Genomic DNA, 15,681 nt, shown 5'->3' on the forward strand with positions numbered 1-15,681 from the left:
CTGCCCCCTGAATAACAGATAAAAAAATCCCCATGTGCAGTCACTGCATATGAGGTTCGTTTTCCACTTCTTTTCTACGGTTGCTGAAGCAGGTCATGGTGACGTGCTGAAGTATCAGAGGGTGTTACGCCTCGAATGTTCATTTTTTGAGCAGACCACCGACAAACGGTTACTTGAGTGGCAATGATTTAAATAGACCACGAATCGACAACTTGTCCGTAACCCGCGCACTAACTGGCCCGCTTTAAATTAGAGGAGCTGCAGGCTCTTTCATTGGATCCATTAGTTGTTGTGTTACTGACGAAAGTGTAATAGAGACCCGCTCGCATTTACCCCCCCTGTACGACTAAAACAGTCATACTTTTTCACGTCTGAAACTCGGGCTCCCGCCAGCCCCCGCCTCAACTGTCAATAGCCGACACGAGCGGGAGCCAAACGCACACCTCGAAGCCCTCTTGCCGACCTGTTGCAGGGGAGCTCAATTTCATTCTCGCGTTAACCCCCTGCACAATCGTTTTGGCAATCGCCAGTCCCAATCCTGAACCGCTGATCTCACTGTGAGCTCGTACAAAGCGTTCGGTCAGATGTTGCAACACCGGCTCCGGCACCACCGGGCCGCCGTTAACTACCCGCAGTTGTGCCTGTTTGGTAAGGCTGACTTCGATCGGTTGATCCGTTGCGCCGTACTTCAGTGCGTTCTCAATCAGATTACGCAACAAGATGCCGAAGGCGTCCGGGTCAATGCTCGAGTACACGTGGGCCTGGCTGGGCAGTTGCAACTCAATGCGCTGGTCGTTGCGCTGGTTCCACTCATCGACGCCATGGGCCAACAACGGAATCAAATCCTGAGGCGTTTCGGACAGCAGCCCACCGCCCTCGGCTTTTGCCAGTTGCATGAGCTTTTCCGACAGCCGCGCCAACTCGCGCAAGGCGTTCTCGATCTTCGCCGCCCGCACTCGCAAAGGGCCTTCGGGCGCCTCTTGGTGCAAGCGCTGGATCTGCGCCAGGGTCGCGGCCAAGGGTGTACGCAACTCATGAGCGCTGTTGGCGGTAAAGCTGCGCTCGGCTTCGAGGGCCTTGCGCAAGCGCTCCAACAGGTGATTGACCGCCTCGGCCAAAGGATCGATTTCTGCCGGCAGGCGGGCCACCTTGATCGGTGACAGATCACCGACACCACGCGCCTCTACTGCACGACGATACGCCAACACACTGCGCAGACTGATGCGCACGAACAACCAGGTGCCCAACAGGCTGACGGGAATCAGCGCAAACAGCGGCAACAACAAGGCAAACAAGGCTTCCCGCGCGGCTTCACGACGATGATCCAGCGGTTCGGCGATCTCAATGAACAGCGTTTCACGCAATGCACTGGCGCCATACAAGCGGTACTTTTCAGTGGTTGAAAAGCCCTCGATCGGTTGTCGGTTGAAGATCTTCGGGTTGGCATCATGGGACTGCATCAGGATCTTGCCGCTGGCATCACGCACCAGATAAGTCAGGTATTCCTTGTGCATTTTCAACGTCGCAACGTGCTGAGACTCTCGGGGCCCCTCCCGGTTACTGATTTCCAGGACGGCCAGCGGCAAGATGCGTTGCGCGGTCTCTTCCAGCGCGCTGTCGAATGCCTCGTCCAATTCATGTTGCACCACCAGCCAGGCGCCGACAGTTGCGCCAAGCCACAGCAAGGTCATGCCCAGGGTCAACCCCAGGCCGAGACGTTTTTGCAGGCTCGAAGAGGGCTTCATACAGGCATCAACCGGTAACCCATGCCGCGCACGGTTTCGATCAGATCGCGCCCCAGTTTTTTACGCAGCCGACTGATATAGACCTCAATGGTATTGCTCTCGATTTCGGCACCGAAGGCATACAGTCGTTCTTCCAGTTGCGACTTGGACAACAGGGCGCTGGGGCGTTGCACAAACGCTTCGAACAGCGCCCACTCACGAGCCGTCAGATCCACGGTGGTACCAGCCCGTTGCACCGTACGGGCGCTCATGTCGACCTGTAAATCACCGAGTCTGATCTGCGGATTGGGGTTGCCGCTGTAACGCCGGGCCACCGCGGCCACACGGGCCGAGAGCTCAAACAGGTCGAACGGTTTGACCAGGTAATCATCGGCCCCGGCATTGAGGCCGGCGATACGATCGGAGATCTGATCCTGCGCGGTCAGAATGATCACCGGGGTCACGTCCCCTGCCGAGCGCTGCTGACGCAAAAAATCCAGCCCGCGACCGTCCGGCAGCATCAGGTCAAGCAGGATCAGGTCGTAAGGCGTGGTGCGTACGCTGTTGCGCGCATGGTCCAGTCGCTGCACCCAATCAACGGCGTGGCCGTCATCGGCGATCTGCTCGCGCACCGCCTCCCCCAACCCTGGTGCGTCCTCGACCAATAAAACCCGCATCTGGCACCTCCTGTGATGGTTGTCGTGCAGCACCTTAATCGCCTTACCTGACGACAATCTGAAGATTCAGCTAGTTGTCAGGAATGCACCTTAGGGTATGCCACAGACGCCGACCTCGGCAGGAGACAGATCATGAAAACAGGTTTTATTGCCCATGCCGCGCTGTTGAGTCTGCTGCTCAGCGGTTATGCCTTGGCGGATGACGATTGCAGCGACCCGGTCAGCGACTGGCAACCACGCGAAACCCTGCGCCAGCAGGTCGAGCGGCAATACGGCTGGAGCGTGCAGCGCATCAAGGTCGACGACGGTTGTTATGAACTCAAGGGCCTGGATCGCAAAGGCAATACCATCGAAGCCAGTTACTCACCGGCCTCGCTGCGCCTGCACACACTTGAGATTCATTTCCGCGACGGCGGTGATGCCAGGGATTACCTCGGCAGCCCGCTTGCCGAATGACGCCTCACCTGACGATGAATATTTCCTGCGCTTCAGGTTGCTGTCAGCCAGCAGGTCCAGTCTCTCGACCTAACGATCAAAAGGACACCCTCATGAAAAAGATCATCGCAGCCACCTGCCTCGCCGGCGCCATTGCCTTGCCGGGACTGGCCCAGGCCCGTGAAGTGACCTTGACCACGCAGCTCAAGGACTACAGCGGCAATGATGCGTACCTGGCGATCTACGTGACAGACGCCAATGGCCAATATCAGAAAACCCTCTGGGTGGCTGGCAAGAAGGCCAAGTACTACAAGCACCTGGGCGACTGGGCGCGTGGCAGCGGGATGAACCCCAGCGAATTTGATGGAGTCAGCGGCGCCAGTGTCGGCAGTGGGCGCACGCTCAAAGTCAGCGTCGAACTGGCAGACACCCTGATTGATGCCGGGTACCAGATCCGCATCGACAGTGCCGTCGAGGACAAGCGTGACGCCCGCGCCGACGTCAGCGTGCCCCTGACATCCAAAGGCTCAGGCAAACCGGCGACCGGCAGTGCCTACGTCGACTCCTTTACTTACGATCTGTAGCACCCGCCCTTTCTGGAGGCTGAACATGCTTCGCCAGTCCCATTCCCTGCCCGGCCTGATCGCTGCCCTGTTGGTCATGCTGTTGGCCATCAGCGGCGCGATCCTCTCGGTCAACCCGGCGCTGGAACGCTTGCACAGCACCGCCACCGCAGCCGGCCAACTCAACGTCGGCCAACTGGCCGGACGTGTTTCCAATCACTTCCCGGGGGTGGAGCAGATCCAGCGCACAGCGTCTGGGACAGTCATCGTCTACTACAACCACAACGGTCAGGCGGGCGCAGAAAAGGTCGATCCGCTGACCGGCCAAGGCCTCGCGCCCTACGAGCCATCCGCGTTCTCACGTTGGGTGAAAGAGCTGCATCGCTCGCTGTTTCTTGGCACGCCCGGCCACGGTGTGTCGGGTGTCGGCGCGCTGTTCATGCTGATGCTGTCGGTGTCCGGCGCGCTGTTGCTGGCCCGGCGCCTGGGTGGCTGGCGCAACCTGCTGCGGCCATTGCGGGGCACCTTCAGCCAGCGCTGGCACGCTGAGGTCGGGCGACTGGCCTTACTGGGGCTGCTGCTGTCGGCATTGAGCGGGCTCTACATGTCCGCCACCACGTTTGGCTTTATCGCCGACGGCAGTCAAAGTGAACCCGCCTTCCCGGCTCACGTCAGTACCGGCCCGGCCCTGCCCGTGGCGAAGCTGCAAGCCTTGCAGGCCACCGACCTCAATGACCTGCGCGAACTGGTCTACCCCAGCCCCAATAATGCGCAGGACGTGTTTTCTCTGCGCACGGCCCAGGGCGACGGCTACGTGGACCAGGCCAGCGGCGCTTTACTGTCCTATCAGGCCCACGGCTCGATGCACACCCTCTACGAATTGATTTATCAGCTACACACCGGCGAAGGCCTCTGGTGGCTGGGCCTGCCGCTCGGGCTCTGCGCCCTCTGCGTACCGTTGATGAGCGTGACCGGCATTGTGTTGTGGTGGCGCCGTCGCAAGGCAAGCCCGACCCTGCGCCACAACAGCCCGGCCCACTCGGCCGACAGCGTGATTCTGGTGGGCAGTGAAAACAACAGCACCTGGGGCTTTGCAAAAACCTTGCATGACGCTTTGCATTTGGCTGGTCACCGGGTGCATAGCGCGGCCCTGAATCAATACGCCAACCATTACAGCAACGCCCAGCGGGTGTTCATCCTCACCGCGACCCACGGCGACGGCGATGCGCCGGCCTCGGCTTCGCAGTTCCTGGCGCGGCTGGCCAAAACCGGCCTCAAGCCAGGCCTGCCCTTTGCTGTGCTGGGCTTTGGTGACCGGCAGTTTGCGCAGTTCTGTCAGTACGCCCATCAGGTGCAGGACGCGATGTTGCAGGCCGGTGGCTCGCCGTTGCTGGGGCTGGAAACCGTCAACCGCCAGTCCTCGCAGGAGTTTGCACGCTGGGGCCACGCGTTGGGCGAAGTGCTCCAGCATGACCTGACACTGGTCCATACCCCGCTGCGGCCAAAGACCCATCCATTGGAGTTGGCGGAGCGCATTGTCTACGGTGAGCAGGTGAACGCGCCGACCCACGTCTTGCGCTTCAAGGCACCCGGCAAGCTGCCGGACTTTCTGGCCGGCGACCTGGTCGGGATTTTTCCCCCGGGCAGTCCGATCCCACGTTTTTACTCGCTGGCCAGCGGTTCGCAGGACGGTGTGTTGGAAATCTGTGTACGCAAACACGACGGTGGCGTGTGCTCGGAATTTCTCCATGACCTGGACATCGGCGGGCCAATTGAAGCGTTTATCCAGCCCAACCCGCACTTTCGCCCGGCGTCGGGCACGCACCCGGTGATCCTGATCGGTGCCGGTACCGGCATCGGTCCCCTGGCCGGTTTTATCCGCAACAACACGGCGCGACACCCGATGCACTTGTATTGGGGCGGGCGCAACCCGGCCTCGGATTTCCTTTATGAACCGCAGCTCAATCAATACTTGTCGGACCGACGCCTCACGGCATTGCGCGCTGCCTTCTCTCAGGTTCAGGACCGCAGCTACGTGCAGGACCGGCTGATCGGCGACGCCCTGGCCCTGCGCCGACTGATTGAAAAAGGCGCCCAGGTGCTGGTGTGTGGCAGCCGCGAGATGGCCAAAGGCGTGATGCAGGCCCTCGATGAAGTGTTGGCGCCTCTGAACCTGAGCGTACCCATCCTCCAGGCACAAGGACGCTACCGTGAAGACGTCTACTGAGTGGCAACGCTACAGCTTCAACGGCGAGACCATGGGCACCCGCTACACCGCCCTGTTTTATGCGGCTGCCGGGATTGATATCGACGCCGTCGGCCAACACCTGGCACGCGCCGTGTCCCGGGTGGACCAGCAAATGTCCACCTGGAAACCCGACTCAGACCTCAATCGCCTCAACGCCGCCCCGGAACAGCAATGGGTGTCAGTGCCAACGGAACTGGCGACGGTGCTGTCTGCGGCACTGCGCGTCAGTCAACAGTCTGGCGGTGCCTTCGACATCGCGGTCGGTGATCTGGTTGACGCCTGGGGATTCGGCCCCGGAGAACAGACGGTCACAGCGCAGGCACTCGCCACAATGCCGTCCCGCGTCCGACTGTCTGCCAGCGCCACGTTGGTGGTGGATGCGCATCGCAATCAGGTGCGTAAACGCGCACCACTGCAGCTTGATTTGAATGGCATTGCCAAAGGGTTTGGCGTGGATGAACTGGCCCGTTGCCTGGATGGACTGGGCATCACCCGCTACCTGGTCGGTATCGATGGCGAGATGCGCGCCCGGGGGGTCAAGCCGGATGGCCAGTGCTGGGCGGTGGCCCTGGAAAAGCCCAACCGGGGCGTGCGTGAAGTCATGGGCGTGATGGAACTGGGTGATGCCGCTATCGCAACCTCCGGGGACTATCGGCACTGGGTCGACGTGGCCGGTCAGTCCTATACGCATACCATGAACCCGGCCACCGGCGCACCGTTGTGCAACCCGCTTGCCGCCGTCACCGTGGTGGCGGCCTCGTGCATGCTCGCCGATGCCTGGGCCACGGCGTTGATGGTGCTGGGCGACACCGAAGGTCCACGTCTGGCCCGGGAGCGCGGGATGGACGCATTGTTCGTGCTGCGCGACGGCCAACAGTTCAAAGAAATATCCATTGTCGGCGGCCACTTGCAGGCGCAGATTGAAACCCGTCCGATGGGAACCGCCCAATGACAGTGAGTCGAGATCAACCATGAAATTCATGCACAGGCACACCGAGGCACACCGAAGCGATCGTATCGGCTGGCTACGCGCCGCCGTCCTTGGGGCCAACGACGGGATTGTCTCCACCGCCAGCCTGTTGATCGGCGTTGCGGCCGCCAACGCCAGCCACGCCACGTTGCTGGTCACTGGCATGGCAGGCCTGATGGCCGGTGCCATGTCCATGGCCGCAGGCGAATATATCTCCGTCCACTCCCAGGCCGATACCGAGCGAGCCGACTTGTCCCGCGAACGCGCCGAGTTGGCCAGTGACCCGAAAGCCGAACACATCGAGCTCGCCAACATCTACATGCACCGTGGCGTCTCCCCCGAGTTGGCGCATCAGGTGGCCGATCAATTGATGGCCCATGACGCACTCGGCTCTCACGCTCGGGACGAATTAGGCATCAGCGCCACGCTCACCGCCAGGCCCTTGCAAGCCGCCCTGGCCTCCGCTGCCAGTTTTGTGGTGGGTGCCGCGCTGCCTCTGGCGGTGACGTTTGTCGCGTCGGAGCACAGCGTGGTGCCGTGGATATCGGGCATGTCATTGGTGTTTCTCGGGACGCTGGGCGCCATCGCCGCCAAGGCCGGCGGGGCCAATGTCATGACCGGTGCCTGGCGGGTGACATTCTGGGGAGCGCTGGCCATGGGCATTACCGCACTGGTGGGGCACTTGTTTGGCGCCGTGGTCTAGTTCACGTTCTTTCCTGCAAAAACAAAGGGCGCCCGTTAATGAAAACGGGCGCCCTTTTTACGCTGCCAACCTATACCACGCCGACAAAATCACTCGCGGTAAGGGCCACATGCCCGACCAGATCAATCTGGAAATCGGCGCCATTGCCGCTGTTTACGTTGCCCTCCACATACGTGTGATCGACCCCGCCGACATTGACGAAGTGGTACTTCAATTGCGCCTGGTTGTTGAACTCGTTGCCGGCGCCGTTCCACTCGCCAAGGAACGTGAAATCCTGATTACCGGCGGCACCTGCGCCGGAGGTCCGCGCATCGATCTGAGACAAATCGATGTGATCGGAGCCCTGCGTGAAGTCGGTGATCACATCACGGCTGGCGGCTGATGTCCCCGAGTCGCTCGTTGAGGAGAACACAAACATGTCCGCCCCCGCACCACCGGTCAACGTATCGCGGTTGCCATTACCGGTCAGTGTGTCGGCGCCACCGCCACCACTCAAGGTGTCGATACCGCCCTGCCCGGTCAGGCCGTTATTGGCGTTATCGCCGGTCAGGGTGTTGGCACCCGTGCTGCCGATGACATTTTCGACGGCGGTCAAGGTGTCGTTACCGGTTTGCGAGCTGCTGGCCAGGCCGGTGGACAGGTTGACCGTGGCGTTGGCCGAGGTTCCTGACAAGTCATAGGTATCGGTGTCGCCACCGCCGTTGTAGCTGTCGTTGCCGTCATTGACCGACGCCCGGAAGGTGTCATTGCCAATCCCACCGAACAGGCTGTCCGCGCCTTGCCCGCCAATCAACGTATCGTCACCGCTGCCACCGTCCATCCAGTCATTGCCGCCCTGGCCTTGCAGCAGGTTGCTGACGCCGTCGCCCTGAATGTGATCGTCGCCAGAACTGCCGGTGACGTTCTCGATGCCGGTCAGGGAGTCGTTGCCGGTCTGGGTGCTGGTTGATGTGCCGGCGATCAAATCGACCGTGGCGGGCGCCGAGGTGGCCGACAAATCGTAGGTGTCGGTGCCGGTGCCACCGTCATAGTGGTCGTTGCCGTCGTTCAGCGACGCCAGCATCGTGTCGTTGCCGGCCTCACCAAAGACCGTGTCGTTCCCGGCCAGGCCGCTGAGTTGGTTGTTACCGCTGTTGCCATGGATCACGTTGTCCAGCGCGTTACCGGTGCCGTTGATGTTGTTCGAGCCCAGCAAGGTCAGGTTCTCGACGTTCGCCCCCAGGGTGTAGCTGACCGAGGACATGACGGTGTCGGTGCCTTCGTTCAGATTCTCCTGAACCCCATCGCCATTGGCATCGACCATGTAGGTGTCGTTGCCGGCATTGCCGCGCATCGTGTCGTTGCCGGCGCCGCCGTCCAGCAAGTCGGAACCCAGCCCGCCATTGAGGACATCATTGCCCGAGTAGCCCAACAGGATGTCCTGATAGTTGGTGCCATTGAGCGTATCACCGAAGAAGAATGAGTTAGTGCCTTCGATGAAGCGCCCTACCGCTTCCGAAGGGTCGGACGTCAGCTGTTCCACCGTGCCGTTGTTGTCGGTGTACGTGGTGATGACCCGCAGTTGCTGGCCGAAATGCGCCGAGGTCGGTGCAAAGGTCGACGCATTCGCCCCGGTGATACTCAACCAGGTCGCGCCCACCAGTGCCTGCCACTGATAGGAGAACCCGCTTGGCCCCGGCAAGCCGTCCGCATCCTGGATGGCCGCTGTGTTGGCGGTCAGCCGGTATTGGGCTGGCACCGGACGACTGGGCGTGGTTGGCGCGGTGGCATAACCCGAGAGCACCACGTTGCCGGTCGGCAGGTGATTGGTGATGCTCAGGTTGACCGTGCGGTCGGCGAAGCGCAGTTTTTCAACGCCAATGACAATATCGGTGCCATCGACGTTCGCGGCGCCCACCCGCAGGTCCACCACTTTGAACGCGGTGATCAGCTCGCCGCCCGGCCGGGTATCGGTGAACTTGGTGATGCTGTAATTGGCATAGTTGCCCGAGTAGATGGCCGTGTCTGCCGCGCCATCGGCGGTGCCGGCAGCCTGGTGATTATCGCCCAGGACGAAGTCGGGACGGGTCGCTTGCAGGCCGGTGAAGTGCTCGGCAAACCCTTGACTGGCCAGCAGGTGATTGAGATCAGCGAGTTTGATCGAGTCACCAACGATCACGTCATTGCCGCCGTTGCCTTGGGAGACATCGTCACCACTGCCGCCAATCAGCCAGTTTTCCGTGGCGTTACCGATCAGGCCCGCCAGCGGATTGGCTGGCGTGACGGTGTTCGCACGGGCGTCGCTGAAGCGTGAACCGATCAACCCTTCGATGTCCGTCAGCAAGGCATTGAACGGCTGGAACAGCACAGAAGTACCCGGCGCTGCCACGACGTTTTGATTATTAAGGTCTGCCGCCGCATCCAGCGCAATGTTCACATCGCTGAAGGCCGCAATGTCGAAGCCCACATCGCCAATGGCTTCGTCACCGTCACCCTGGCCCGGCGCACCACCCAGGCCCGGCAACAGAATGTCGTCGCCGGCCCCGCCAAACTCCTGGTCACCGGTGGAGCCGCCGGAAATGATGTCGTCGCCGTCCTCACCGAACAGGATGTCCGGGCCGTCGCCGCCATAAATCTCATCATTACCGTCACCGCCATGCACCAGGTCGGTGTCGCCACCGGCATCGATATAGTCATTGCCGGCGCCACCGTACAGCTCGTCAATCCCGGCTTCGCCATAGAGGTGATCGTTACCACCGCCGCCAATCACCACGTCGAGCACGCCGGCACTGGTCCCGGCATAAATGATGTCGTCCCCTTCCCCGCCATCGAGGAAGTCTTCGATATCCCCACCGTAAATCACGTCGTTGCCGTCGCCACCGTAGATGTGGTCGGCACCGGACTTGCCATCCAGGATGTCGTCGCCGCCTTCGCCGTAGATCGTATCGTCACCGTCACCGGCGTCGAGCCAGTCGTTGTAGTCGGTGCCGACCAAGACTTCGTGGGAGTTGTAACCCACTGCCGCGGTGCCATCAGGGTTCATGCCCTGGTCCGGACGGTAGTCCCGGATATAGGTTTGCGCGGTGTGCGTTTCCGGGTTGGTCAGACTCACCAGCAGGCCATTGCCGCCAATCCCGCCCGCGCCACCGGTGGAGTAAACACCGACATGGTTGGCCGCGATCAGCGTGCCGTACTTGTGCTCGCTCTTGTACGCCGTGGCACTGGCACCGGAATCGGTGTAGCTCAATTCGACGTAGCTGTCGGCATAACCGAAGACATCACCGGCCAGGTGCCGGGCGTCCGTGGTGCGTTCAATGATGTCCTTGAACTGTTCGGTGACCACCTGCTCGTTGAGGTTGGTCATCGCCGGCAGGCCGAGGTCGAGGCGGTACAGGTAGTAGAAACGGTCACCGTCCATCAAGCGTTCCATCTGATCTTCGAAGATGGCGTTGAAGGTGGTGCCCAGTTGCCCGGTATAGACGTGTTTTTCCGCCAGGCCACCGATCCACAGGTCAATCGCGTTGTAGCCGTCGTAACCGGCCACATGATTGCCGTTGGCGTCTGCTGCGCCGGAGAGGAATAACGCAGCCTGTTCGGCCGTCACACTGCCACCGGCATAAGTGGTGGTCACGCCGGAGACATCGGCATCGATGATCGCCTGGGCATGCGCCACGTCGCCGTCGAAAGAATAGGCGGCGATAAAATTCACCAGGGATTCGGGGTGAATCATGTTGTTGGCGAAGTCACTCCAGCTCGTATAAGGCGTCAGGCCATCGACGATCAGGTTGGTGTGGTGCTGCGCACCGGCCGGTGAGGCCCGTTCGGCAATCAGCGCATCATGGATCTGCTGACGCGCCTGGTTCAGGGTCGGCAGGCCCAAGTCGCGACCACGGGCCAGGTTGATGGTCGCCAGGTCCAGCGGCTGCCCGAGCAAGCCTTGCTGCAATGCCGGGGTGACGAACTCGTCGATTTCGTTGCTGATCTGCCGGGTCATGCCCAACGCAATCGCCGTCGGCCCGATATCGGCGAAACCGCCAGGATTGAGGAACGCCTGCTCCAGCGCATAGTGAGTAATCGCGCCGGTCAGGTCGTAGCCACCACTGGCATTTTTTTCCAGGGCATCGATGGTTTCGCGCAATTGCGAATGGCCGAAACGGAACGCAGCCTGGCCATACTCCAGCGAGATATTGGTGTTGATGCCCGAGTCGTAGGTCACGAATTCTGGCAGGTCCGGTGTGATCAGCCGTGCGTATTGATCGATCGCAACGTGCTGGTATTCCATCTCCACAGTCAGCTTGGCGGCGTGGAACAACTTGTCCTGATCCCAAGACACCGTGACGCCATCGGCCAGGGTGAAGTTGCCATTGGCATCGGTATAGAAACCACCGCTGCCGTTACTCACCTGTACCTGCCAGTTGTGGCGCACAGTGGCGTCGGTCTGCGCCAGCACTTCGTTCTGCAGGTTGATCAGCTGCACGTTGTGGTCTTCGTGGAAGACGTGGTGAATGGCGGTCAGGCCGAAGTTTTCGTTCACCCGACCATCACCGGCAATGTAGTGGTCGCCCACCGATTGCAGGAGCAGTTCGTTGGCCACCGCAAAATCGGCACTGCCGGGCGCGGCGCTGATAGAGAAGTCGGCAAAGTTGACGAAGCTGAACAGGTTCTTCGGCCCCGAGTTGTCATAGTTGATGACCATTCCGAACGGGTTGTTCGCGTCGAATGTGATGCTGGTGATGTGCGCATCCAGCGACATCAGCCTCGCTTGATCGATATGCAGATCATCGAAGTGCGGATTCATGTCCAGCAGGATCGCCTCGCGGGTGTACACCGCTTGCACGCCGGCCGTGGTCGGGTCGGCGTCCAGCACATGGCCGTGGGCATCGCGGACGCGGAAGTTGGCGATGTCGTCCCAGGTCAGGTCGTCACGACCGGTGGCCAGCACATGAGCGCGCAGCTCACTCAAGGTCGGCAGTGTCTGGTGGGTCACCACACCGTTGAGGGTCCAGGCGGCTTCGTCACTCAGGGTCGTTCCGTCAAACAATGCCGCCCCGGCTATGAATTGACCTGGGTGATTAGGGTCCGCCACCCACTGACGCAGCAATTGAGTCACGGCATCATTAGAGCCGTAAGTCTGGTTCTGATCGATGTACGGCGAGTCAAGGTTGACGTATTGCGCCTGGCCTTGACCATCCACTTCGCTGACTGTCGCCCGATGTACCTTGATCGAGTACACCGGCTGCCCGTCCGGGCCAATCGAGCCATACAGCGGATCATCCGGTGCCAAAGGAATGGTGATGATCGCGTTCTGGTTTGGCTTATTGATGAAGTCCAGTCCGTGGTCGAAGAACTGCCCGAACAACGTAAACCAGCCAGTTGTCGAGGGGTCGCCGCTGACGGTGTTCTGGTTGCGAATGTAATACTGGCCGGAGTCAGGCGACGTGGTATCGACTTCGCCGATGGCGCCGAGAATGCCTGGATCCGTGACGATCGCCACGCCGTTCGCGGTGTGCTGGATGTGCCCGTTGGCATCGGTGGCAAAGGTCACGCCGCCACTGACGATGGTCTGGCTGATCATCCGTGGCGTGTAGTCCACCAGCGAGGCTGTCGGATCGCTATACAGTGAACTATTGTCAGTCAGTGGCGTGGCACCGGCGGGAACGCCCGGTCCTGCCAACGCGGCGTTATCCAGGTTCTGATGAACGTAGTGCGTGTAGTCCGAGTGGGTCAGGCGGATGAAGTTCTGCCCGAAGCTGCCCCAACTCTGTCCGTCCTGGGTCAGGTTATTGAAGTGGCCAGAAACGTCGCGCAAACCGATCGGGTCCCGAGCGCCGTTGTACCAATGGGTTTCTCCGGCCGGGACATCCAGCGGGTTGAAACTGCCGAGGATACCGAGCACATGGACATTGCCGTCCGAACCGTTGTAACCGTACAGCGGTTCACCGGCGGCGTTGTAGCCCACGATGTGAATAGTTGGAAACGTAACCTGCTGTTCCAGAAACGAAATATCGTTCTGATTGAGGGTAAAGCGCTTTAGCTCATACATGGCAAGCTCCAGATATCCGTTGAGCAGCAGGGTTTGCAACCGACTTATCACGATGATCAGGGAACGGAACCGATGGCAAAAGATGCAAAAGTCGAATCAAAAAAAGAGACTTTTGTCGGTGATCAAACTGAGACTTTGGTCGAGCCTCAATCCGCCAGCGAGCAGGGCCAAAAGGTAGCCTGGCGCCTCAGGTTCAAGACCCGCGCACGCAACCTGAGTCGCTCGACCCAATTCGTGATCGCCGCCGCACTGATCCTCGGGCTGACCATGTTTTTCGTCGGCAAACTGGTCAGTGCGCGCATAGAACGCGCCGCTGTGCAAAGCGCAGCGGAGGCCGGCGCTCACTATATGGAAGCGTTCCTGGAACCCTACGTTCAGGAGATGAGCCGCGATAACGGGCTGTCGGCGTCGAGTATTGAATCCCTGGATCGCCTGATGGAGAGCCGTTCGCTGAAACGGCACATCGTCTCGATCAAGATCTGGCGTGCAGACGGCACGGTGGTGTACAGCACCGATAAATCCATCACCAATCGCAAATTCCCGATGGATGAAATCGCCGGTGCGATCAAGGGTAACGTGGTCACTGACCTTGAGGACCTGGATCAGGAAGAGAACGAGTTCGAGCGAAAGCTGAACGTACCGCTCTATGAAATCTATGCACCATTGCGAGAGTTCAATTCCGGGAAAATCATCGCGGTGGGCGAGTTCTATGAAATGGCGGCCAGTCTGGAGGAGGAAATCAACCGCGTCCGCCAACAAGTATGGATGGTGGTCGGTGCCGCGACCCTGGCGATGCTGACGCTGCTGTTCTTTATTGTCCGGCGCGGCGACAAGATCATCCAGCGGCAACAAGTGGCGTTGCGCTTGCGACTGCTGGAGCAAACCCGGTTGCACATCAGCAATGCGGCGCTTCAACGCAAGATGACCACCGCGACCCAGGAATTTTCTCGAATAAACGAACTGACCTTGCGGCGCATCGGAGCGGATCTGCACGACGGCCCCGCACAACTGTTGACCCTGATTCTCATCCGCCTCGACGACCTTGCCGAACACTGCACGGAGGTTGATCAAGAGTCGATGGAAACCATCCGGGGGGCGGCGACCGATGCATTAAGAGAGGTGCGGGACCTTTCCCGGGGGCTGGCCCTTCCGGAAATCAACGACCTGACCTTGCTGGAGGAATTGCAGCTTGTGGCGCAGCGACATGAGCAGCGCACCGGCACCAAAGTCAAATTGAAACTGGGGCAACTGCCCGATGGGATGCCGTTGCCGCTCAAGCTGTGCATCTATCGCTTCGTGCAGGAAACCCTGAACAATGCGTACCGCCATGCCTCAGGAAAAGGTCAGGTTCTGAGCGGCAACCTTGTCGACGGGATGTTGCTCATCACGGTCAACGATAACGGCCCGGGGATGAGCGTCGATGCCCTGGTGGCCGACGCCCACGGCAGGACACGGTTGGGGCTGGCAGGGTTGCGGTATCGGGTGGAGTCGCTGGGTGGTGTGTTCCGCATTGATTCAGCAGCCGGCAAAGGCACCTCGATCACCGCACAATTCAAGCTGTAGTCAGGAGCCACCTCGTGCGTCCAGCGGCGGCGTCACCGACGTCACATGAAGTCGACCAATGCTCTCGCGTTCCCAGTAGCGCCTCAAGGCCGTGACCGCTTCTACACGATTGCGAGCATGCAGCTTTTGCATCACGCAGGTCATGTAGTACTTGACGGTTTTTTCGCTGATCAACAGTTTTGAGGCCACTTCCTTATTCGTCAGGCCCTTTGAGACTTCACGGATGATCTGCTCCTCCCGATGGGTGAGGTCGATCTTGCGAACTTCAGCCTCATGCTTTTTGAAGTTGCTCAACAGCTTATTGGCAAATTCGGGGGTGATGTAGGTTTCGCCCCGGGCAATCGACCGGATGGCCAGCACCAGGTCCGGCCCGCTGACCCCCTTTAATACATAACCGCGCGCTCCCGCTTCAAGCGCCGAATAAGCATCATCCTCTGACTCGGACACGGTCAGCATCAACACCTTCACATCCGGCAGCTGCGTAGAAATGAACCGCACGGAGCCAAACACGTCGCCCGGCATATTGACGTCCATCAGCATCACGTCCGGCCTCGTTCGCATCGCGATGCCCCGGGCTTCATCCGCACTGCCCCCCTGCTCCACGACTTGCAAATCCGCCCTCTTCCTCAACGTATTGGCAACACCTTCACGCAACAACGGATGATCGTCGACGATGCCAATCCGAATGAACGGGTTCATGACAAGCTCCTGTAAGGGCCAAGTATTCAAACACCCAATGATTAATAGCAGGTAACCCGAACGGGCGCCGGGCATCG

At 60.2% G+C, this 15,681-nt stretch carries 10 protein-coding genes; 6 read left to right on the forward strand and 4 right to left on the reverse strand.

Annotated features, from left to right (window positions below):
• Window positions 1-401 precede the first annotated feature (401 nt).
• Window positions 402-1,745, reverse strand: coding sequence for a sensor histidine kinase (locus tag NL116_RS18460; RefSeq protein WP_494373436.1), 1,344 nt, complete (start codon window positions 1,743-1,745; stop codon window positions 402-404).
• Window positions 1,742-2,401, reverse strand: a complete 660-nt coding sequence (locus NL116_RS18465; protein WP_494373437.1) for a response regulator transcription factor — start codon at window positions 2,399-2,401, stop codon at window positions 1,742-1,744. Before NL116_RS18465 ends, NL116_RS18460 begins: the two co-directional genes overlap by 4 nt.
• 132 nt (window positions 2,402-2,533) lie before the next feature.
• Here NL116_RS18465 and NL116_RS18470 point away from each other — a divergent pair, with 132 nt between their 5' ends.
• The 5 genes from NL116_RS18470 (at window position 2,534) to NL116_RS18490 (ending at window position 7,320) form a co-directional block, all read left to right on the forward strand.
• Window positions 2,534-2,857, forward strand: a complete 324-nt coding sequence (locus NL116_RS18470) for a PepSY domain-containing protein (protein ID WP_494373438.1) — start codon at window positions 2,534-2,536, stop codon at window positions 2,855-2,857.
• A gap of 92 nt (window positions 2,858-2,949) precedes the next feature.
• Window positions 2,950-3,420 (forward strand): DUF2271 domain-containing protein, encoded by a 471-nt coding sequence (locus NL116_RS18475; RefSeq protein WP_494373439.1) that lies wholly within the window; start codon window positions 2,950-2,952, stop codon window positions 3,418-3,420.
• A gap of 25 nt (window positions 3,421-3,445) precedes the next feature.
• Complete coding sequence (locus NL116_RS18480; RefSeq protein WP_494373440.1) at window positions 3,446-5,626, forward strand: PepSY domain-containing protein; 2,181 nt, start codon at window positions 3,446-3,448, stop codon at window positions 5,624-5,626.
• A complete protein-coding gene (locus NL116_RS18485; protein ID WP_494373441.1) occupies window positions 5,610-6,599 on the forward strand; it encodes an FAD:protein FMN transferase in 990 nt (329 codons plus the stop codon). The genes NL116_RS18480 and NL116_RS18485 overlap by 17 nt, the downstream gene beginning before the upstream one ends.
• Before the next feature lie 19 nt (window positions 6,600-6,618).
• Window positions 6,619-7,320, forward strand: a complete 702-nt coding sequence (locus tag NL116_RS18490; RefSeq protein ID WP_494373442.1) for a VIT1/CCC1 transporter family protein — start codon at window positions 6,619-6,621, stop codon at window positions 7,318-7,320.
• A gap of 70 nt (window positions 7,321-7,390) precedes the next feature.
• On the opposite strand, the gene NL116_RS18495 is transcribed toward NL116_RS18490, so the two are convergent.
• Entirely contained in the window at window positions 7,391-13,342 is a 5,952-nt protein-coding gene (locus NL116_RS18495; protein WP_494373443.1) for a peroxidase family protein, read from the reverse strand.
• Window positions 13,343-13,414: 72 nt separating this feature from the next.
• Between NL116_RS18495 and NL116_RS18500 the strand changes: the two genes are divergently transcribed.
• Window positions 13,415-14,905: a sensor histidine kinase gene (locus tag NL116_RS18500; protein WP_494373444.1), complete on the forward strand. Its 1,491-nt coding sequence runs from the start codon at window positions 13,415-13,417 to the stop codon at window positions 14,903-14,905.
• On the opposite strand, the gene NL116_RS18505 is transcribed toward NL116_RS18500, so the two are convergent.
• Window positions 14,906-15,604: a response regulator gene (locus NL116_RS18505; RefSeq protein ID WP_494373445.1), complete on the reverse strand. Its 699-nt coding sequence runs from the start codon at window positions 15,602-15,604 to the stop codon at window positions 14,906-14,908.
• Window positions 15,605-15,681 lie beyond the last annotated feature (77 nt).

The sequence above is a fragment of the Pseudomonas sp. FBCC-B1667 genome, assembly GCF_059133255.1.

Excerpts from the sequence above, each read along its gene's own strand:
- NL116_RS18475 (WP_494373439.1), top strand. The coding sequence starts at position 2,950 with ATGAAAAAGATCATCGCAGCCACCTGCCTCGCCGGCGCCATTGCCTTG.
- NL116_RS18495 (WP_494373443.1), bottom strand. The coding sequence starts at position 13,342 with ATGTATGAGCTAAAGCGCTTTACCCTCAATCAGAACGATATTTCGTTT.
- NL116_RS18470 (WP_494373438.1), top strand. The coding sequence starts at position 2,534 with ATGAAAACAGGTTTTATTGCCCATGCCGCGCTGTTGAGTCTGCTGCTC.
- NL116_RS18480 (WP_494373440.1), top strand. The coding sequence starts at position 3,446 with ATGCTTCGCCAGTCCCATTCCCTGCCCGGCCTGATCGCTGCCCTGTTG.
- NL116_RS18490 (WP_494373442.1), top strand. The coding sequence starts at position 6,619 with ATGAAATTCATGCACAGGCACACCGAGGCACACCGAAGCGATCGTATC.
- NL116_RS18460 (WP_494373436.1), bottom strand. The coding sequence starts at position 1,745 with ATGAAGCCCTCTTCGAGCCTGCAAAAACGTCTCGGCCTGGGGTTGACC.
- NL116_RS18500 (WP_494373444.1), top strand. The coding sequence starts at position 13,415 with ATGGCAAAAGATGCAAAAGTCGAATCAAAAAAAGAGACTTTTGTCGGT.
- NL116_RS18505 (WP_494373445.1), bottom strand. The coding sequence starts at position 15,604 with ATGAACCCGTTCATTCGGATTGGCATCGTCGACGATCATCCGTTGTTG.
- NL116_RS18465 (WP_494373437.1), bottom strand. The coding sequence starts at position 2,401 with ATGCGGGTTTTATTGGTCGAGGACGCACCAGGGTTGGGGGAGGCGGTG.